The following is an 18,491-nucleotide window of genomic DNA, read 5'->3' as shown; positions in this document are numbered from 1 at the left end:
TTTTGCGTTTCAGATGTTGTTTTCTGGGTTGAAGCCAAACCGCCCCGCCATGCGCGACAACCAGGGCCGCAGCGGCAAAAACACCCGATACGCGCCTTCCAGCACCGGCGTCACGCCCGGCACACGCGCCAGCTTTGCGGCCCAACGCCAACGCGGCAGCTGAGCCCAGATCGCAACGAACCCACGCGCGCCAGACTGCAACGTCCCATCGGCCCGTCGCACATGAAACCGCCCACGCGCCGCGTCCGGGTCCAGATCCGGCCCCACCTCCACATCCTCTCGTGACACATCGACAAAGCACAAACGCTCCGCGCCCGGCTGCTTCCGGTAGTGGCCGATTTCGGCAGAGCACAGCGGACAGGCTCCGTCATAGTAGACCGTCACCTCTGGCGTCTCGTTCCGCGTCATGCTCAAGCCTCCTGTGCCGTTGCTGATCAGGTAGCGCGCCACGACCCCAGACAAAGAAAAAGCGCCGCTCAGGGAAGCGACGCCTTTTTGAATGACAAAGTGGGGCGGTCCGACTTAGCCGCCGTAAACCGCCTGGTACGCGATGCGGGACATATCTGCGCGGTCCATGTTCAGGTCACGCATGTCTGCTTCGGTCATGGAGTACAGCTCGTTCAGGGTACGACGGTACTGTGCGTGTTTTGCCATGCGGGAGCGGATGGAAGAAATCATAGTCATGTTCAGGTCCTCATATCAGCGGATGTTTGTTTCTGTTGTCGCTAACATGGGCCATGCTGCGCCGCAGCACAATTGCCAGAACGTCCGTGTCGCCATGCAGAAAATGCATGGCCATCCAAGGGTGACGTTAACTTCTGATCTGCATTATGTGCAGGGCGGATCAGCGCTTTGCCACCCTGTCGAAAAAGCTGTCGATCGCCTCCAGATACCCTGGCCGCTGCATCAGGATATCATGCCCGCCCGACGGGACCGGCACCAGTTCCCCATTCGGAAGAGCCTGCGCCATGCGCTGCCCGTGCGCGTAGGGGATCACGCTATCCAACTTCCCGTGTACCACCAGGGCTGGCTCCTCCACCCGGCGCGCGGCGTCAATGCTGCGCCAATGGTCCACGCCCGGGATCCAACAGGCCGGCACATACGCCTGACGCGCCATGATCTCGCACAGCCGCGCATAAGGCGCCTCAAGCAGCACCCCAGACACGTCGCGCTCGGACGCCGCAAAGGTCGCCAGCCCCGTGCCCATCGAATACCCGTGCAGCACGATCGGCCCATGCTCCGGCAGCACTTGCTGCAAGCCGTCCAGCAACACCAGGGCATCGGCCTTCAGCGTCTCTTCTGACGGCGCGCCGGGCACGCCGCCGCCGCCCCGATAACCCATGGCCACAACGCTGCGCCCGGCACCTGCATGATGCGACAGCATTTCCTCGAAGGCCGGCAAAGCCCCGACATTGCCCATGAAATACACCACGACGGGTGCCCCCGCCCCGGCATCATGTACCCAGGCCACCACGGGGACCGCCCCGCCAGACACCTCCGCACGGGCAAAGCCCGGCAGATCCAGCGTGCTTTGCGAGTGAAACGGATAGACCAGCGCCCGATGCGCGCTGACCAGCAACATGGCATAGGCTGCATAGACCAGCACCGCCGCGCCAACGCCAATCGACGCAACGCAGCGGCCCCGCATCATTTCAGCCTGTTGACCAAGGCGTCGCGCACCGCGGGCGTTACGAATTTGGACACGTCCCCGTCCAGCCGGGCGATTTCCTTCACCAGCTTGGAGGCAATCGCCTGATGCTGGGCTTCGGCCATGAGGAACACCGTCTCCACCGATCGGTCGAGCGCCCGGTTCATGCCAACCATCTGATATTCATACTCGAAATCTGCCACGGCCCGCAGGCCGCGCACGATCAACGATGCCCCCACGTCGCGGGCGCAATCAATCAGCAGGTTCTCGAAGGGGTGGGCAATGATCTCCGTCCCGGTCTCCGCGGCGATGGTGGCACATTCTGCCTCAACCATGGCCACCCGCTCATCGAGCGAGAACAAAGGGCCCTTGTCGCGATTGATCGCGACGCCGATCACCAGCCGGTCCACCAGCGTCGCCCCTCGGCGGATGATATCAAGATGTCCCAATGTGATCGGGTCGAATGTGCCGGGGTAGAGGCCGATGCGCATGGAAGGCTCCCTTGCCTTTCAGTAAGTTGCGCTCACGCAACAATATTGCGCACCTGAATGCAAGCAGGAAAGCGGGACCGGCAGCCAGAACGGCCCGCGCAGCCCTGCCCGTTCAGCCCCGTTTGCCCTGCCTCAGTGACCCATTATCATGCCCTCGAGCGCATCACGCTCCATCGACAGCTCCGACAGGCGCGCCTTGACCACGTCGCCCAGGGTGATGAGCCCGACCATCACCCCGTCTTCGACCACGGGCATGTGACGGAACCGTCCCTCGGTCATTGTAGACAGAACATCATCAGCGCGATCGGCCAGCGTGCAGGTGACCAGCTTTACCGTCATGTAGTCGTCGACCGAATCGTCCATGCAACTGCCACCTTTGCGCGACAGCACACGCACGATGTCACGTTCTGACAGAATCCCCTCCGCATGGCTGCCGTCGGTCGAAATCACCACCGTGCCGATCCGTTTGTCCGCAAGGATCTTGGCCGCCTCCGAAACTTTCGTTCCCGGTTTGACCGTGTAAACTTCGACTCCGCCTTTGCTCTTCAGGATCTGTTGAACCTGCATGGCGCTCCTCCTCTTCGACGACTGTATGTGATCAGCGTGTGTCAGGTCTGACATGCTGTCAAGTAAACCCTAAGGAGCGGTTATCATGTTTGTTCGGTACCGCTTTCCAGACGCAAAAGTTCTGCGCGCATGCCGGTGACCAGCGCCTCCGCAAAGCGGTTCATACGCTCCAGCCGTCGGTCGTCCTCGTGGCGCACCAGATAAAACGTGCGCACCAGCGACAGCTCGTCAGGCAGCACACGGCGCAATCCCGGTGCGAGCGGCAAACTGAAATCATGCACCACGCCAAGGCCCGCGCCCTGCCGAAGCCAGTGGAATTGCACAGCGACCGAATTGGACGCCAGCGGCACTTCCGTCAGGCCCAGCTCCGCCAGGTAATCCAGTTCCTTGTCAAAGATCATGTCCTGAATGTAGCCGACGATCCGATGCCCGGTCAGATCGGCGCGGCAGCGGATCGGCGGATGCGCGTCAAGGTAGTCTCCGCTCGCCGCCAGATGCAGCTTGTAGTCGGCCACCTTTTGCACCACCAACCGCCCCGCCGTGGGCCGCGAGACAGTGATCGCCATATCCGCCTCGCGCCGCGTCAGGTTCACCAGCCGCGGCAGGGCAACGATCTGCACCTCCAGATCCGGATTGGCCTGTGCGATGCGGGCGCAGACCTGCGGCAGCAGAAAGTTCGCACAGCCATCCGGTGCGCCGATGCGGATCTGCCCGGACAGCCCTTCCGACCGACCCTGCACCGCCTCCGCCGCCATCAGCGCCGCCTGCTCCGCCGATTCCGCATGGGCCACCAGACGGGTCCCGGCCTCCGTCAGCGCATAGCCTTGCGGGCTTTTGACAAACAGCGCCGCCCCCATGACCTGCTCCAGCCTAGCGATCCGCCGCCCCACCGTGGCCGGGTCCATACGCAACAGCTTGCCCGCGGCCGACAGGCTTTCACCGCGTGCGACGCTCAGAAAAACCCGTAAATCGTCCCAGTCCACATCACTCATCCTGCATTTTTGCAAAGCCTCTTTGCCAGATTGCACCTGTGCACGGCAATTTTGCAAGAGTATGGTCCACGCAACTTCACAGGAGGAACCCCTATGGAACTCACGAACTGGATCAACGGCGCCCACGTCAAATCGACGTCCGGCAACCATTCCGACGTCTTCAACCCCGCCACCGGCGAAGTGCAGGCGAAAACGCCGCTGTCGACCGTGGACGAGCTGAACGATGCCGTGGCCAAAGCGGTCGAAGCACAAAAGGCATGGGGCGCCACCAACCCGCAGCGCCGCGCCCGCGTCATGATGAAATTCGGTGCGCTCATCAACGAGCACATGGATGAGCTGGCCGAGATGCTGTCGCGCGAGCACGGCAAGACCATTCCCGACGCCAAGGGCGACGTGCAGCGTGGCCTCGAAGTGGTCGAAGTCTGCATGGGCGCGCCGCACATGCTCAAGGGTGAATTCACCGACAACGGCGGCCCCGGCATCGACCTGTGGTCCATGCGCCAGCCGCTGGGCGTCGTTGCTGGCATCACGCCGTTCAACTTCCCCGCCATGATCCCGCTGTGGAAAATGGCCCCGGCGCTGACCTCCGGCAACGCCATGATCCTCAAGCCGTCCGAGCGTGTGCCCTCCACCGCGCTGCGCCTCGCCGAGCTGCTACAGGAAGCCGGTCTGCCCGATGGCGTGCTGCAAGTCGTCAACGGTGACAAGACCGTGGTTGACGCGATCCTCGATCACGAAGACGTGGCCGCCGTGGGCTTTGTCGGCTCCACGCCCATCGCCCAGTACATCTATGGCCGCGCCGCGAACAACGGCAAGCGCGCACAGTGCTTTGGCGGTGCCAAGAACCACATGATCATCATGCCCGACGCCGACATCGACAAAGCCGCAGACGCGCTGGTCGGTGCCGGCTTTGGCGCGGCAGGCGAACGCTGCATGGCGATCTCCGTGGCCGTTCCCGTGGGTCAGGAAACCGCAGACAAGCTGATTGATGCGCTGAAACCCCGCGTCGAAAAGCTGCGCGTCGGCCCCTACAACTCCGACCAGGAGATGGACTACGGCCCCGTCATCACCGCGCAGGCCAAACAGCGCATCGAAGGTCTGATCGCCTCTGGCGTTGACCAGGGCGCGGACCTGCTGATCGACGGCCGTGGTTTCGAGCTGCAGGGCTACGAGAACGGCTTCTTCTGTGGTCCGTCGCTGTTTGACAATGTCACGCCCGACATGGACATCTACAAGGAAGAGATCTTTGGCCCGGTTCTGACCACCGTGCGCGCCGACACCTACGAGGACGCGCTGAACCTTGTGATGGACAACCCCTACGGCAACGGCACAGCGATCTACACCGCTGACGGCGACACCGCGCGCGATTTTGCGCACCGTGTGAATGTGGGCATGGTCGGCATCAACTTCCCGATCCCGGTGCCGCTGTCGTACCACACCTTTGGCGGCTGGAAGAAATCCGCATTCGGCGACCTGAACCAATACGGCCCGGACGCCTTCCGCTTCTACACGAAGACCAAAACCGTCACCGCGCGCTGGTTCTCCGGCATCAAGGAAGGCGGCGAGTTCAACTTCAAAGCGATGGATTGATCGCGGCTTCGGGGCGGTCCCGCACCGCCCCGGCCAAACCGTTTCAGGCGTGCCGATGACCCGCGGCACGCCTTTTCTTTAGGCGCTTGCCCCGGCCAAGCATTTTCTTGAAAGCATGGTGACATCAAGAGGCCTCCGGTTTTCCTCTTACCTTTTAACCGGTTGGGCCAATTTGCACCGCATGCCGAATATCTCTGAAATATTTATAAACTTGTCATGAATTTTTACCGCTATACGGTATTTAGTGAGGTGCTTTTCGTGTGCGGCGTGCCTACGCCCAGGGGGCCACGTGATGACGATTGAATTCACGGTCCATCCGGACCGAAATCTGACGTATTTTCGCTTTTTCAACCAGATCACGGTCCAGGACTGTGCCGTAACATTCCGCGCGTATGTGGCGCACCCTGATTTTCGGCCGGACTACCTCATGCTCTCGGACACACGCCAGCTTGAGGGAATAGATGCCACCTGTCTCGGCATCATCGTGGCCGTAGAACGGCTCCTGCCCTGCTTTCGTGCCTTTCCGAATAGCGCACGCTCGATCATCTATGCCAAAAACGATTTGATCTTTGGCATGGCACGGATGATGCAGCAAGTCATCGAACCGGTCAGCACGTTTGAATTTCAGATACTTCGGACAGAGGCGGACGCGCTCGCCGCCGCCAACATGCCCCAGACCAGCCTGGATGACCTTGCGCGCGAACTTGGCGTTCTCGCTCCCCTCGCCTGAACGCTTGTCCGTCGCGCCGGAACCTGCTTTCCTGATCCTGCTCCGCGCACCGTCGGGGGTATGGGGGACCAAGAAATGATCACACCGGCGTTCAGCATCGGCATCGAAGAAGAATACCTGCTGGTCGATCCCACCACGTGCGCTCTGGTCGAGGCGCCAAAATCCCTGATGACGGCCCTCACGCAGGACCTGGGGGATCAGGTCAGCCCCGAGTTCCTGCAATGTCAGGTCGAAATCGGGACAAAGCCCTGCGCCACAATCAACGACGCCCGCGACGACCTCAAACGTCTGCGGAGCGCTGTCCTCACCCGCGCGGCAGACCACGGGCTCGCCCCCATCGCGGCCTCCTGCCATCCGCTCGCGGATTGGAAAAAACAGACCCCCACGGACAAGGATCGCTACAATCAGCTTGGCCGCGACCTCGGCGGTGTGGTCCGCCGCATGTTGATCTGCGGGATGCATGTGCATGTCGGCCTGGACGACAACGCCCTGCGCGCCGACCTGATGCGACAGGCAAGCTACTTCCTGCCGCATCTATTGGCGCTCTCGACCTCCTCGCCGTTCTGGCAGGGCGAAGACACCGGGCTGGCCTCCTACCGCATTTCGGTCTTCGACAACCTGCCCCGCACCGGCCTGCCACCGCAATTTTCCACCTGGGCGGAATTTGATCGCTCGGTGCAATTGCTCGTGGACCTCGGCGTGATCGAAGACAGTTCCAAGATCTGGTGGGATCTGCGCCCGTCGTCCCGGTTTCCCACCTTGGAAACGCGGATCATGGATGTGCAGCCGCGCATGGAGCACGCGCTGACACTGGCGGCGATCAACCAATGCCTGATGCGGATGCTCTGGCGGTTGCGGGTCAAAAACCAGCGCTGGCGCGTTTACGACCGCTTCCTGATCGAGGAAAACCGCTGGCGCGCGCAACGCTATGGCACCACCGAAGGGCTGATCGACTACGGTCGCGGCGAGATCGTGCCTTTCCCGGAACTGGTCGAGGAACTGATCGACCTGCTCGAAGAAGACGCAGGCGTGCTCGGCTGCGCCTCCGAGCTGCACCGCGCCCGCGACATGGTCAAAGCCACCTCCGCCACCCGGCAATTGGCGGTGCGCAATGCCGCACGCGACAGCGGCGCGGACGCAGACAGCCAAATGCGCGCCGTCGTCACCCATCTGATCGACGAATTCCACGCCGATCTCTGAACGCCCCGCCCCTTGTCGCCCGCAACGCCGCGCGATAGGCAACGCCAAAGCTTGCAGAGGTCGCCCATGACAGTCGCCATCGCCACTTCCGATTACTTCGTTCAGGGCGAGACCTTCATCAATCGCCACATCGAACACATGTTCGGCGGCAACACCTGCGTGATCTGTGGCCGCCACAATGGACAGGACCCGCTGGGAAAACCGCTGTTCGAGCGCCGCGCCAAGCTGTCACGCGCCGACACCTTCCGCGCACCCTTCGCCATTGCGGCAGGCGCTCTGACCCACGCCACCTCGCGCGTGCCCTTCGGGGACAACCGCCGCGCTCTGGCCCGGTTCATAAAGGCGCAGGACGTCGATGTGATCCTTGCGGAATTCGGCACACAGGCGATCGTTCTGGCGCCTCTGGCCAATGACCTGAACATCCCGATCTTCACCTATTGGCGCGGCACCGACGCGTCCAAGATGCTGCGCGTCAAACAGCGCGTGCGGTCATACAAGCTGATGATGCCCCGCCTCGCGGGCATGTTTTCCGTCAGCCAGTTCCTGCTCGACAACCTTGCCGCCCATGGCATCCGCCACGACAATGCCCACGTCGTGCCCTCCGGCGTCGATATTCGCCGCTTTACCCCCGGCGAAAAGCGCCCCGGCAGCTTCCTCGCCGTGGGCCGCATGGTCGAAAAGAAAGCGCCGGAAATCACCCTGCGCGCCTTTGCCGAGGCCGCCCGGCAGCGTGACGCGCATCTGACCTTCATCGGTGACGGCCCCCTGTTGCAACGCTGCAAGGACCTGGCGCAATCCCTTGGCGTCGCTGACAAAATCACCTTTACCGGCGCCCAGCCGCATGACGTTGTCCGCCAGCACCTGCACCATACCGAAGTGTTCCTGCAACACTCCGTTACGGCCAAGGACGGCAACACCGAAGGCCTCCCCACCGCCATCCAGGAGGCGCTGGCATCCGGCTGCATCACCCTGTCCACCCGCCATGCGGGCATCCCCGAAGCGGTCGAGGACGGCACAAACGGGCTGCTGGTCGACGAGTGGGACGAAGCCGGATTTGCACGCCAGATCGCCCACATCCTCGACATGCCCGACCGCTCCGCCATGGCCACCGCAGCGCGCCGAACCGCCGAGGAAAAATTCGACAACGCCAAGGGGCTCGCACGGGTCGAGGACATCCTGCGCAAAACCCTCGCCTGACAGCACCTTGTAATTTACGGCAAAATAACGGGAACATTCTGCACGGTTCCTCGTTGTATCCCCAGACGCCGGATTGGTTCGGCATAGATACATCTAGGAGATACATCATGACCGGACTCGGTTGGTTCGCAGCTATCATCATCGGCGGCATTGCAGGTTGGCTTGCAGAAAAGTTCATGCATTCCAACATGGGCCTCATCATGAACATCATTCTTGGCATCGTGGGTGCCGTGATCCTCAACGCCATCCTGATGGCCGTCGTGGGCACCACGCTTGGCGGCTGGATCGGTCAGCTGATCATCGGCTTCATCGGTGCCTGCGCTCTGATCTTTATCGCACGCGCCGTACGTGGCCGAGCCTGATATTTCAGTAGATACTTTATAGAACGACCAATGCGCGTCGGCCCTCGGCCGGCGCGTTTTTCATATGAAAGTGCCCATGTTCTCTGATCTCTCCCTTCCGATCGTCCTGCTGATTTTTGCCGCCGCCGGAGCGGTTGTGATCTTTGCCTCGATCCGCGCCACCCACCTTGCCGACACCATCGCCGACCGCACCCGCATCGGCGAAGCCATGGCCGGTGGCCTGATCCTCGGCGGCGCGACGTCGCTGTCGGGCGTGGTGGTCTCTGTCACGGCGGCCAACTCAGGTGACGCCAGTTTCGCCGTCTCCAATGCCGTCGGCGGCATCGCGGCCCAAACGCTGTTCCTCGCGCTGGCGGACATGCTGTGGAAGGGCGCCAATCTCGAACATGCCGCCGCCGAACCTGCCAACCTGTTTCAGGCGGTGATGCTCATCATCCTGCTGGCCTTCCCGGTGTTGGCCATGGCGGGCCCTGACGTCTCCTTCCTCGGCATCCATCCCGTGAGCGTTCTGATTTTCCTCGCGTATCTCTATGGCGTGCGGCTGTCCTCCACCGTCGCCGAGGACCCCATGTGGACCCCGGTGGAAACCAGAGACACCCGCCACGACGAACCCGAGGACGATACCGAACAAAACAAATCCGCCAAGCGTCCCGCCATGATCTTCATCGCTTTGGTGACGCTGATGGGGCTGGCGGGATGGGTCATCAGCCAGATCGGCGGAAGCTTCATCACCCGCTTCGGGCTTTCGTCCTCGCTTGTCGGCGCGCTGCTGACCGCCGTCGTCACCTCCCTGCCCGAACTGGTCACCACCATTGTCGCCGTGCGCAAGGGCGCGTTGCAGCTGGCCGTGGGCGGGATCATCGGCGGCAACACCTTCGACACGCTGTTCCTCGTGTTCTCCGACGTGGCCTACCGCGATGGGTCGATCTACAACGCCGTCGGCCTCACCGATCTGTACTGGCTTGCCACGGGCCTGTTGATGACGGCCGTTCTGCTCGCGGGTCTCGTGCTGCGCCAACGGCGCGGTCCGGCCCGCATCGGCGTCGAATCCGTGGTGATGATCTGCATCTATGCCAGCGCCGTCGCTGTCGAAGTCCTCGCCTGACACACCTTGCAATCTGCGCCCCTCCCTGCCTAATCTGAACAAGCGTTCATTTACGGAGCCGCCCCAGCGGCCCCACGGCATGGGAGGGTCAGAAATGGATTTTGCGCTGACAGAGGAACAATCGGCAATTTTCGACATGGCGCATGCCTTCGGGCAGGAACACATCGCGCCACATGCCCGCCAATGGGAAGCCGATGGCACCATCCCCAAAGATTTCTGGCCCCAGCTGGCGGACCTGGGCTTCGGCGGGCTCTATGTCTCCGAGGAATCCGGTGGCGCAGGTCTCAGCCGTCTCGACGCCACGCTCGTGTTCGAGGCGCTCTCCATGGCCTGCCCGTCTGTCGCGGCCTTCCTGTCGATCCACAACATGTGCGCCCGCATGATCGACAGCTTTGCGGACGACGCGTTCAAAGCCCGCGTTCTGCCAAAGGCGCTCAGCATGGAAACCGTGCTCAGCTACTGCCTGACCGAACCCGGGTCCGGCTCTGACGCCGCCGCCCTGAAAACCCGCGCCGCAAAGACCGATCAGGGCTACACCCTCAACGGCACCAAGGCCTTCATCTCCGGCGGCGGCTATTCGGATGCCTATATTGTCATGGCCCGCACCGGCGCGGACGGCCCCAAAGGCATCTCCACCCTGTACGTGGAGGACGGCACCAAGGGCCTTTCCTTCGGGGGGCTGGAGGAAAAAATGGGCTGGAAAAGCCAACCCACCCGGCAGGTGCAGTTCGACGACTGCCACGTCCCGGCAACCGCCCTGCTCGGCGAAGAAGGCAAAGGCTTCAAATACGCCATGGCCGGGCTGGACGGCGGCCGCCTGAACATCTCCGCCTGCTCGCTCGGCGCGGCGCAGACCGCGCTCACCATGACGCTGCAATACATGTCCGAACGCCGTGCCTTCGGCCAATCCATCGACCAGTTTCAGGCGCTGCAATTCCGCCTTGCGGATATGGAAATCGAACTGCAGGCCGCCCGCACCTTCCTGCGTCAGGCCGCCTGGAAGCTCGATACCGGCGCGCCTGACGCCACCAAGTTCTGCGCCATGGCCAAGAAGTTCGTCACCGAGGCGGGCTCCAAAACCGTGGATCAATGCCTGCAATTGCACGGCGGATACGGCTACCTCGCGGATTACGGCATCGAAAAACTGGTCCGCGATCTGCGCGTGCACCAGATCCTCGAAGGCACCAATGAAATCATGCGCCTGATCGTCGCGCGCCAGATGCTGGCCAGCTGAGCCATTCCGTTTCTCTGCGTTACAAATACCTCCGGGGTCCGGGGCAGCGTCCCGGTCCAACCACACCTTAAAGGCCCGACATGAGCGATCTGCACATCCGTACCACCGGCCAGGCTGGCCACATCACCCTCACCCGGCCAAAGGCGCTGAACGCCCTGTCCCACGACATGTGTCTGGCCATCGAACAGGCCATCGACGCCTGGCGCACTGATGACTCCGTCGCGCTGGTGATCCTCGACGCCGAGGGAGAAAAGGCCTTCTGCGCCGGCGGCGACATCGCGCAGATGTACCGCAGCGGCATCGCGGGCAACCCGGACTTTGCCCGCACGTTCTGGCGCGAGGAGTACCGCCTCAACGCCAAGCTGGCAGAATACCCCAAGCCGATCGTCTCGTTCCTGCAGGGGTTCACCATGGGCGGCGGCGTAGGGCTTGGCGGCCATGTCAGCCACCGCATTGTCGGCGACACCTCAAAGATTGCGATGCCGGAGGTTTCCATCGGCTTCATCCCGGACGTGGGCGGCACCTACCGTCTGGCCAAGGCGCCGGGCCGCCTGGGCGAATACCTCGGCCTCACCGCCCACCGCATGACCGCCGGTGATGCGATCCACGCGGGTTTTGCCGATCTCTACATCCCTGAAGACGCGTGGCCCACGCTCAAGACCACCCTGTCCGAGACCGGCCAGACCGACGCGCTCACCCAAGCCGCGCAGACCCCGCCCACCAGCGCCCTCGCCGACCAGCAATCGCAGATCGACGCCCTCTTCGCCGGGGAGACGCTGACAGATGTCATCAACCTGCTGCGCCACGGCACATCGGATTTTGCGGCCGAAACCCTCGCCACGCTGGAGAAACTCTCGCCGTTGTCGATGGCCATGACGCTGGAGATGATCCACCGCCTGCGCGGCCCCTCGCTCGACATTCGCAAGGCGCTCGAACTCGAATATCGCGTCAGCCACCGCATCATGGAGCATGGCGATTTTCTCGAAGGCATCCGCGCCGCCATCATCGACAAGGACAAGACCCCGCACTGGCGTCACACCCTCGACAATCTGCCCACGGTGGCGGTGTCGAAAATGCTGATGCCGCTGGGCAAAGACACATTGGATTTCAAGGAGAGCAGCATGAACATCGCCTTTATCGGACTGGGCAACATGGGCGCGCCCATGGCCGCCAACCTCGCCAAGGCAGGCCACACCGTCACAGGCTTTGACGTGGCCGGCACCACTGCCGAGGGCGTGACCATGGCCGACACAGCGGCCAAGGCCGTCAAGGACGCCGCCGTGGTCATCACCATGCTGCCAAACGGTCAGATCCTGCGTGACGTCGCCGCCGACATCATCCCGCACATGGCCAAGGGCGCGGTGCTGCTCGATTGCTCCACCGTGGACGTGGACTCCGCCCGCGCCGTGGCCGAGCTCTGCACGCAATCGGGGCTGCTCGCGCTGGACGCGCCTGTCTCCGGCGGCATTGGCGGCGCGGCGGGCGGCACGCTCACCTTCATGGTCGGCGGCTCCGACGACGCCTTTGCCATCGGCAAGCCGCTGTTCGACATCATGGGGCAAAAAGCCGTGCACTGCGGCGCCTCCGGCAACGGTCAGGCGGCCAAGATCTGCAACAACATGATCCTTGGCGTCACCATGATCGCCACCTGCGAGGCGTTCTCGCTCGCGGACAAGCTGGGTCTCTCGCGTGAGGCGATGTTCGACGTGGTCTCTACTTCATCGGGGTACTCGTGGTCGATGAACGCCTACTGCCCCGCGCCGGGCGTCGGTCCGCAATCCCCGGCGGACAACGACTACAAACCGGGCTTCGCCGCCGATCTGATGCTGAAGGATTTGCGCCTCAGCCAACAAGCCGCCGAAGCCGCAGATGCCGATACCCCCATGGGGGAAGCCGCCTGCGAACTCTACCGCCAATTCGTCGAGGCCGAGGATGGCAAGGGCCGCGACTTCTCCGCCATGTTGCCCCGGCTCGCCGCACGCAAACGCGGCGAATGATTGCCTGCCGCTCAGCGCCAAATCGCTGAGCGGCAAAGCACTTATGGAACGGTTTCCCGGACGGGCGCATTTCTTGCAAATCGTCCCTGTCAAAGGAATCGTTCCATGTTTCGGACACTGACCGCTGCCACCCTCGCCGTCGCCACACTGTCGATGCCCATCGCCGCCCAGGCGGGCTCCGCTGGGTGTCCTCAAGGTCTGGCGCAAAAGAACAATGGATGCATGGCCCCCGGTCAGGCGAAAAAGCAGCCGGCCTCAAATGACCATGCAGACATCATTGTGCTGGCTCCGGGTGACCGTCTCTCTGGCGAATACCGCCGCATTGATGACCCAAGCCAATACGGTCTCAATCCGCATCGCGCGTATTACCGCGTCAACGATCAGATCTACCGCGTTGATCGCCACACCAAAGAGGTTCTGGATGTCATCGGAGCCGTCGCCGCGCTGGCGAACTGACCCGACAGACGCAAGGTCGCTTGATCCATGTCATATTCAAATTCTCATACATGATTTACTCTGATCTCAGAAAACAGATTGGGAGTGATGACATGACAAAGAACATGGGACAGGCCGACCGCCTCATCCGAAGCATCCTGGGCGTTGTGCTCATTTTGCTCGCCGTTACGAGCCTGGCTGGCGCTTGGGCATGGATCGCCGGAGGTGTCGGCGCCGTCATGCTCGCGACCGCGGCTTTGGGCACGTGCCCGCCCTACAGCTTGCTCGGCATCAACACCAGCAGTCGAAAGTGACATAAGCAGACGACGCCGAATGCTCTCAAAACGGGCGGTGGAGACCTGCGATCAGGGAACGGTTCCCGATCACATCGCGTTGATCTCTCAAAGAAAGGTCCAACGCATGTACAAACTTCTCATGGGTGGAGCCGTGGCCTTTGCCATGTCCTCCACCGCGCTCTCCGCCGCGCCTATTCAAATGCACAGGGGCATCTCGTTGCCCAGCGACGCCGCTGCCCAAGCCGACATCTGGCTTGCAAAAGGCAAGGATGACAAGGGCAACGGCAAAGCCAAGGGCCACGCCAAAAAGGTGAAGAAAAACCACGGTCCTAAACATGAGGACAAGGGCCCGAAGGGCAAAGACAAGCCCAAGAAAGCCAAGGCTAACGGCAAGCCTGAAAAGGTCAAAGCCGACAAGGGCAAGGGCAACGGTTCTGCGAACGCCGCAGAAAACAACCCCAGCGCAAAACTCCGCCGCGCCTTCACCCCCGAAGAGCGCCAGGAAACAGCAACCCGCCTCTTTTCAACTTCTGCGCCCAGTGGCCGTGATATGCTGACCGTGCTCGGCGCGACAGCTCTCGGTCTGGCATCGTCGCAACTGGTGGTGGCTGACACACCCGAGGATGAGCTGATCACCTACGCCAACTGCCCGCCAGGGCTTGCCAAGAAAGACCCGCCCTGCGTGCCCCCGGGCCTCGCCAAGAAAGGCGTGACCTTCGACGAATGGGCATCTTACGATCGCGACCGCTATGACGAGATCTGGGTAGAGAGTCGCGAGGCATGGAATGACCGCGATGTGGTGCCGGAACCAGACCTGCTGTTGCTCCAATCCGATGACATCGCAGAACTTTTCAATCTCGGCCCCGCGCCCTCAGGGCAGCGCTACGGCCTGATCGACGGCCTGCCGGTGTTGCTGGACGAGGAAGATTACACATCGCTTCTGCTGGTCAATCAGATGGCGCAGATCGACGGTCTCAGCGACAGCCTGCCCATCGCGCCGACCGCCGCGCTGACGCAAGAGGAGCTGATCAGCCTCTACCGCTTGCCGCAACTCGGCGCGGAAGAAAACTACGCCGTGGTCAACGGCCAGCTCGTGCGGATGAACGACGACGAATACGAAATACTCCAGCTGATCCGTGTAGCACGCGCGATCCTTTAACCCGTTACCCCGAAACGACAAAGGGACGCCAAACCGGCGTCCCTTTTTTCATGCCTGAGCGGTAAACCTACTCAGCCGCGACTTTCTTGGGCTGCAACATCGGCTTCAGATAATGACCGGTGTGCGAGCGTTCCACCTCGGCCACCTGTTCCGGCGTGCCGACGGCGACGATTTCACCACCGCCATCACCGCCTTCCGGGCCGATGTCGATCAGCCAGTCCGCCGTCTTGATGACATCCAGGTTGTGTTCGATCACGATGACCGAATTGCCCTGCTCCACCAGCTCGTGCAGCACCTCCAACAGCTTGCGCACATCCTCGAAGTGCAGGCCCGTGGTTGGCTCATCGAGGATATACAGCGTCCGCCCCGTGGATCGTTTTGCCAGCTCCTTGGACAGCTTCACCCGCTGCGCCTCACCGCCCGACAAGGTCGTCGCCTGCTGGCCGACCTTGATGTAGCCAAGGCCCACCCGCATCAGCGCGTCCATCTTGTCGCGGATGCTCGGCACCGCCTTGAAGAACTCCTGCGCATCTTCAACCGTCATATCAAGAACGTCGGCTATGCTCTTGCCTTTGAACTGAATTTCCAAAGTTTCGCGATTGTAGCGCGCCCCTTTGCAGGTCTCGCAGGTCACGTAGACGTCGGGCAAAAAGTGCATCTCGATCTTGATGACGCCATCGCCCTGACAGGCCTCGCACCGCCCACCCTTGACGTTGAAGGAGAAGCGTCCCGGCTTGTACCCGCGCGCCTTTGCCTCCGGCAGACCGGCGAACCAGTCGCGGATCGGCGTGAACGCCCCGGTGTAGGTCGCAGGGTTCGAACGCGGCGTGCGCCCGATGGGCCGCTGGTCGATGTCGATGACCTTGTCGAGATGCTCCAACCCCTTGATCGTCTCGCAAGGGGCCGGTGTCTGACGCGCGCCGTTCAGCGCCATCGAGGCCGATTTGAACAGCGTCTCAATGGTCAGCGTCGACTTGCCGCCCCCCGACACGCCCGTCACACAGACAAACTTGCCCAGCGGGAACTCCGCCGTCACGTTTTGCAGGTTGTTGCCCGTCGCGTTGACGACCTTGATCTTCTTCTTGTTGCCCTTGCGCCGCTTCAACGGCACTGCGATTTCGCGCGTTCCGGCAAGATACTGGCCCGTGATGCTGTTCGGGTCGTTCTGCACGTCCATCGGCAGGCCATGCGACACCACCTGGCCACCGTGCACCCCGGCGCCCGGTCCAATGTCGAACAGGTAATCCGCCTCGCGGATCGCCTCTTCGTCGTGCTCCACCACGATCACGGTATTGCCCTGATCGCGCAGGCTTTTCAGCGTTTCCAACAGCCGCGAGTTGTCGCGCTGGTGCAGGCCGATGGACGGCTCGTCCAGCACATACAGCACCCCGGTCAGCCCCGACCCGATCTGGCTCGCCAACCGGATACGCTGGCTTTCACCGCCCGACAACGTGCCCGCGTTGCGCGACAAAGTCAGATATTCCAGGCCCACGTTGTTCAGGAACCCTAGCCGCTCGCGGATCTCCTTCAGAATGGCGCGGGCGATCTCGTTCTTCTGCTTGGTCAGCGCTGCGGGCACGGTTTCGCACCAGTCAAAGGCCTGCTTGATCGACATCTCGACCACCTGCCCCACGTGACGCAGATCGTCCTGGGGACCGATCTTGACCGCCAGGGCCTCCTCGCGCAGACGATAGCCGTCACAGGTCCCGCATGGGCGGTTGTTCTGATAGCGTTCGAACTCTTCGCGGATCCAGTTGGAATCCGTCTCGCGGTAGCGGCGTTCCATGTTGGGGATCACCCCTTCGAACACGCGTTCCACGTTGTAAATGCGCCCGCCCTCATCGTAGCGGAACATGATCTCCTCATCGCCGGAACCATGCAGGAACACCTGCTGCACATGGGCGGGCAGATCTTTCCACCGGGCGTTCTTGTCGAACTCATAGTGCTTGGCCAGGCTGTCGATGGTCTGGATGAAATAGGGCGACTTGCCCTTGCGCCACGGAGCCAGCGCACCGTCCTTGATCTTCAGTGTCTGATCCGGCACCACCAGCCGTTCGTCAAAGAACAGCTCGACGCCAAGACCGTCACACTCCGGGCAGGCCCCAAACGGCGCGTTGAACGAAAACAGCCGCGGTTCGATCTCGGGGATGGTAAACCCCGACACCGGACAGGCGAAATTCTCAGAAAACGTCATGCGTTCCGGGGTGGCCGCGTCCTCGCCGTCCTCCGCCTTGGGCGCGGTTTCCAGAATGGCGATCCCATCCGCCAGATCCAGCGCCGTGCGAAAGCTGTCCGCCAACCGCGTCTGCATCCCGTCGCGCACCACGACCCGGTCCACCACGACGTCGATGTCATGGCGGAATTTCTTGTCCAGCGTCGGCGGCTCGTCCAGTTCGTAGAAGTCGCCGTTGACCTTCACCCGCTGAAAACCCTGCTTGCGCAGCTCCAGGAACTCCTTGCGGTACTCGCCCTTGCGGTCGCGCACGATGGGGGCCAGTAGGTAGGCGCGTGTGCCTTCCTCCAGACCCATGACGCGGTCAACCATGTCCTGCACCTGCTGCGCCTCGATGGGCAGGCCGGTTGCGGGGCTGTAGGGCGTGCCGACCCGCGCATACAGAAGACGCATGTAATCGTAGATCTCGGTCACGGTGCCAACGGTCGAGCGCGGGTTCTTGGACGTGGTCTTCTGCTCGATGGAAATCGCCGGGCTGAGGCCGGAGATATGATCCACATCGGGCTTTTGCATCATGTCGAGGAACTGCCGCGCGTAGGCGGACAGCGATTCCACGTAGCGGCGCTGCCCCTCGGCGTAGATCGTGTCAAAGGCCAGCGAGGATTTGCCCGATCCCGACAGGCCGGTGATGACAACCAGCTGATCGCGCGGAATATCCACGTCGATGTTCTTCAAATTGTGCTCGCGCGCGCCGCGCACTTCGATTTGCTTGAGATCAGGCATTGGCGTCCTCGGCAGTCATGACCGACCAAACATAGGGCAAATGCTGCACCGCGCCAATGGGGGTCGCGGAACATTTACCGAACATCAAGGATTCCTGTTTACATTCATATTGCAGAATGGATCAATTTCATGGTTCCCGACAGGAGGGGCTGAAAATGTTCGCATTCATGCAACGCAGCCGAGAGGTCGCCGCCATGACCGCTGCGGAGGCTGTGACCCGCCACGCCGCCGGTGACATCGTATTGATCGACATTCGTGATCCATCCGAATTGCGTCATAGAAAGGCGCGCGGCGCGCTGAACATTCCCATCGCCAACCTGTGGAAATACGCCGACCCGCGGTCCACGACATGCCAGCCGGAGCTGAAACAGGGTAAGCCCATCGCGGTCTACTGCGCCTCCGGGGCCCGCTCGGCCGAAGCCAAACAGATGCTCCAGCGGCTCGGTCACGAACAGGTTCACAACATCGGCGGGCTGGTGCATTGGCGCCGTGCCGGGGGCGCCGTCGACTAAGGCACAGGGCACCTCGCAGC

General features: G+C 62.2%; 19 protein-coding genes and 1 pseudogene. 13 read left to right on the top strand and 7 right to left on the bottom strand.

The features are described from left to right. Nucleotides 1–9: 9 nt before the first annotated feature. The 6 genes from J4E08_RS01940 to J4E08_RS01915 all read right to left on the bottom strand — a co-directional run bounded on the left by J4E08_RS01940 (nt 10) and on the right by J4E08_RS01915 (nt 3,698). The gene (locus tag J4E08_RS01940) at nt 10–408 is read right to left on the bottom strand and encodes a thiol-disulfide oxidoreductase DCC family protein (RefSeq protein WP_349537066.1); all 399 of its coding nucleotides are present in this window, start codon (nt 406–408) and stop codon (nt 10–12) included. Nucleotides 409–522: 114 nt separating this feature from the next. Further along, complete coding sequence (locus J4E08_RS01935) at nt 523–684, bottom strand: DUF1127 domain-containing protein (protein WP_183965030.1); 162 nt, start codon at nt 682–684, stop codon at nt 523–525. 160 nt (nt 685–844) lie between these two features. Beyond that, on the bottom strand, nt 845–1,651 hold the full coding sequence (locus J4E08_RS01930; RefSeq protein WP_349537065.1) for an alpha/beta fold hydrolase: 807 nt from the start codon (nt 1,649–1,651) through the stop codon (nt 845–847). After that, nucleotides 1,648–2,139: a pantetheine-phosphate adenylyltransferase gene (coaD, locus tag J4E08_RS01925; protein WP_183965034.1), complete on the bottom strand. Its 492-nt coding sequence runs from the start codon at nt 2,137–2,139 to the stop codon at nt 1,648–1,650. Before coaD ends, J4E08_RS01930 begins: the two co-directional genes overlap by 4 nt. A 132-nt stretch (nt 2,140–2,271) precedes the next feature. Further along, on the bottom strand, nt 2,272–2,706 hold the full coding sequence (locus J4E08_RS01920; RefSeq protein WP_183965036.1) for a CBS domain-containing protein: 435 nt from the start codon (nt 2,704–2,706) through the stop codon (nt 2,272–2,274). An 83-nt stretch (nt 2,707–2,789) separates the two neighbouring features. Beyond that, nucleotides 2,790–3,698: a LysR family transcriptional regulator gene (locus J4E08_RS01915; protein ID WP_349537064.1), complete on the bottom strand. Its 909-nt coding sequence runs from the start codon at nt 3,696–3,698 to the stop codon at nt 2,790–2,792. 93 nt (nt 3,699–3,791) lie between these two features. Here J4E08_RS01915 and J4E08_RS01910 point away from each other — a divergent pair, with 93 nt between their 5' ends. The 12 genes and pseudogenes from J4E08_RS01910 to J4E08_RS01855 all read left to right on the top strand — a co-directional run bounded on the left by J4E08_RS01910 (nt 3,792) and on the right by J4E08_RS01855 (nt 15,003). After that, a complete protein-coding gene (locus J4E08_RS01910; RefSeq protein ID WP_183965040.1) occupies nt 3,792–5,288 on the top strand; it encodes a CoA-acylating methylmalonate-semialdehyde dehydrogenase in 1,497 nt (498 codons plus the stop codon). 292 nt (nt 5,289–5,580) lie between these two features. Next, nucleotides 5,581–6,018 carry a hypothetical protein gene (locus J4E08_RS01905; protein WP_349537063.1) on the top strand — a complete coding sequence of 146 codons (438 nt, stop codon included), beginning with the start codon at nt 5,581–5,583 and terminating at the stop codon, nt 6,016–6,018. Nucleotides 6,019–6,093: 75 nt separating this feature from the next. Next, nucleotides 6,094–7,218, top strand: a complete 1,125-nt coding sequence (locus J4E08_RS01900; protein ID WP_349537062.1) for a carboxylate-amine ligase — start codon at nt 6,094–6,096, stop codon at nt 7,216–7,218. A gap of 66 nt (nt 7,219–7,284) precedes the next feature. Further along, on the top strand, nt 7,285–8,415 hold the full coding sequence (locus J4E08_RS01895; RefSeq protein WP_183965046.1) for a glycosyltransferase: 1,131 nt from the start codon (nt 7,285–7,287) through the stop codon (nt 8,413–8,415). Nucleotides 8,416–8,522: 107 nt separating this feature from the next. Next, nucleotides 8,523–8,777 (top strand): GlsB/YeaQ/YmgE family stress response membrane protein, encoded by a 255-nt coding sequence (locus J4E08_RS01890; RefSeq protein ID WP_183965048.1) that lies wholly within the window; start codon nt 8,523–8,525, stop codon nt 8,775–8,777. A 76-nt stretch (nt 8,778–8,853) separates the two neighbouring features. Next, nucleotides 8,854–9,882, top strand: coding sequence for a sodium:calcium antiporter (locus tag J4E08_RS01885; RefSeq protein ID WP_349537061.1), 1,029 nt, complete (start codon nt 8,854–8,856; stop codon nt 9,880–9,882). A gap of 94 nt (nt 9,883–9,976) precedes the next feature. Beyond that, complete coding sequence (locus tag J4E08_RS01880) at nt 9,977–11,116, top strand: acyl-CoA dehydrogenase family protein (RefSeq protein WP_349537060.1); 1,140 nt, start codon at nt 9,977–9,979, stop codon at nt 11,114–11,116. Between the two features lie 80 nt (nt 11,117–11,196). Next, a pseudogene (locus tag J4E08_RS01875) lies at nt 11,197–12,207 on the top strand (enoyl-CoA hydratase/isomerase family protein); the annotation flags it as partial. Nucleotides 12,208–12,237: 30 nt separating this feature from the next. Beyond that, nucleotides 12,238–13,113, top strand: a complete 876-nt coding sequence (gene mmsB / locus J4E08_RS01870; RefSeq protein ID WP_349537445.1) for a 3-hydroxyisobutyrate dehydrogenase — start codon at nt 12,238–12,240, stop codon at nt 13,111–13,113. Between the two features lie 105 nt (nt 13,114–13,218). Beyond that, entirely contained in the window at nt 13,219–13,569 is a 351-nt protein-coding gene (locus J4E08_RS01865; protein WP_349537059.1) for an excinuclease ABC subunit A, read from the top strand. Nucleotides 13,570–13,661: 92 nt separating this feature from the next. Continuing rightward, nucleotides 13,662–13,862, top strand: coding sequence for a YgaP family membrane protein (locus tag J4E08_RS01860; protein WP_349537058.1), 201 nt, complete (start codon nt 13,662–13,664; stop codon nt 13,860–13,862). A 106-nt stretch (nt 13,863–13,968) separates the two neighbouring features. Continuing rightward, nucleotides 13,969–15,003 (top strand): hypothetical protein, encoded by a 1,035-nt coding sequence (locus J4E08_RS01855; protein WP_349537057.1) that lies wholly within the window; start codon nt 13,969–13,971, stop codon nt 15,001–15,003. A gap of 67 nt (nt 15,004–15,070) precedes the next feature. Here the strand turns inward: J4E08_RS01855 and uvrA are convergent, their stop codons facing one another. Next, nucleotides 15,071–17,959 carry an excinuclease ABC subunit UvrA gene (gene uvrA, locus J4E08_RS01850; protein ID WP_349537055.1) on the bottom strand — a complete coding sequence of 963 codons (2,889 nt, stop codon included), beginning with the start codon at nt 17,957–17,959 and terminating at the stop codon, nt 15,071–15,073. 155 nt (nt 17,960–18,114) lie between these two features. Here uvrA and J4E08_RS01845 point away from each other — a divergent pair, with 155 nt between their 5' ends. Next, nucleotides 18,115–18,471 carry a rhodanese-like domain-containing protein gene (locus J4E08_RS01845; RefSeq protein WP_349537054.1) on the top strand — a complete coding sequence of 119 codons (357 nt, stop codon included), beginning with the start codon at nt 18,115–18,117 and terminating at the stop codon, nt 18,469–18,471. The last annotated feature ends 20 nt before the right edge of the window (nt 18,472–18,491 follow it).

The organism is Sagittula sp. NFXS13, from assembly GCF_040148795.1.
Lineage (GTDB): Bacteria > Pseudomonadota > Alphaproteobacteria > Rhodobacterales > Rhodobacteraceae > Sagittula > Sagittula marina.
This window is presented reverse-complemented; position numbering and strand designations above follow the sequence as displayed.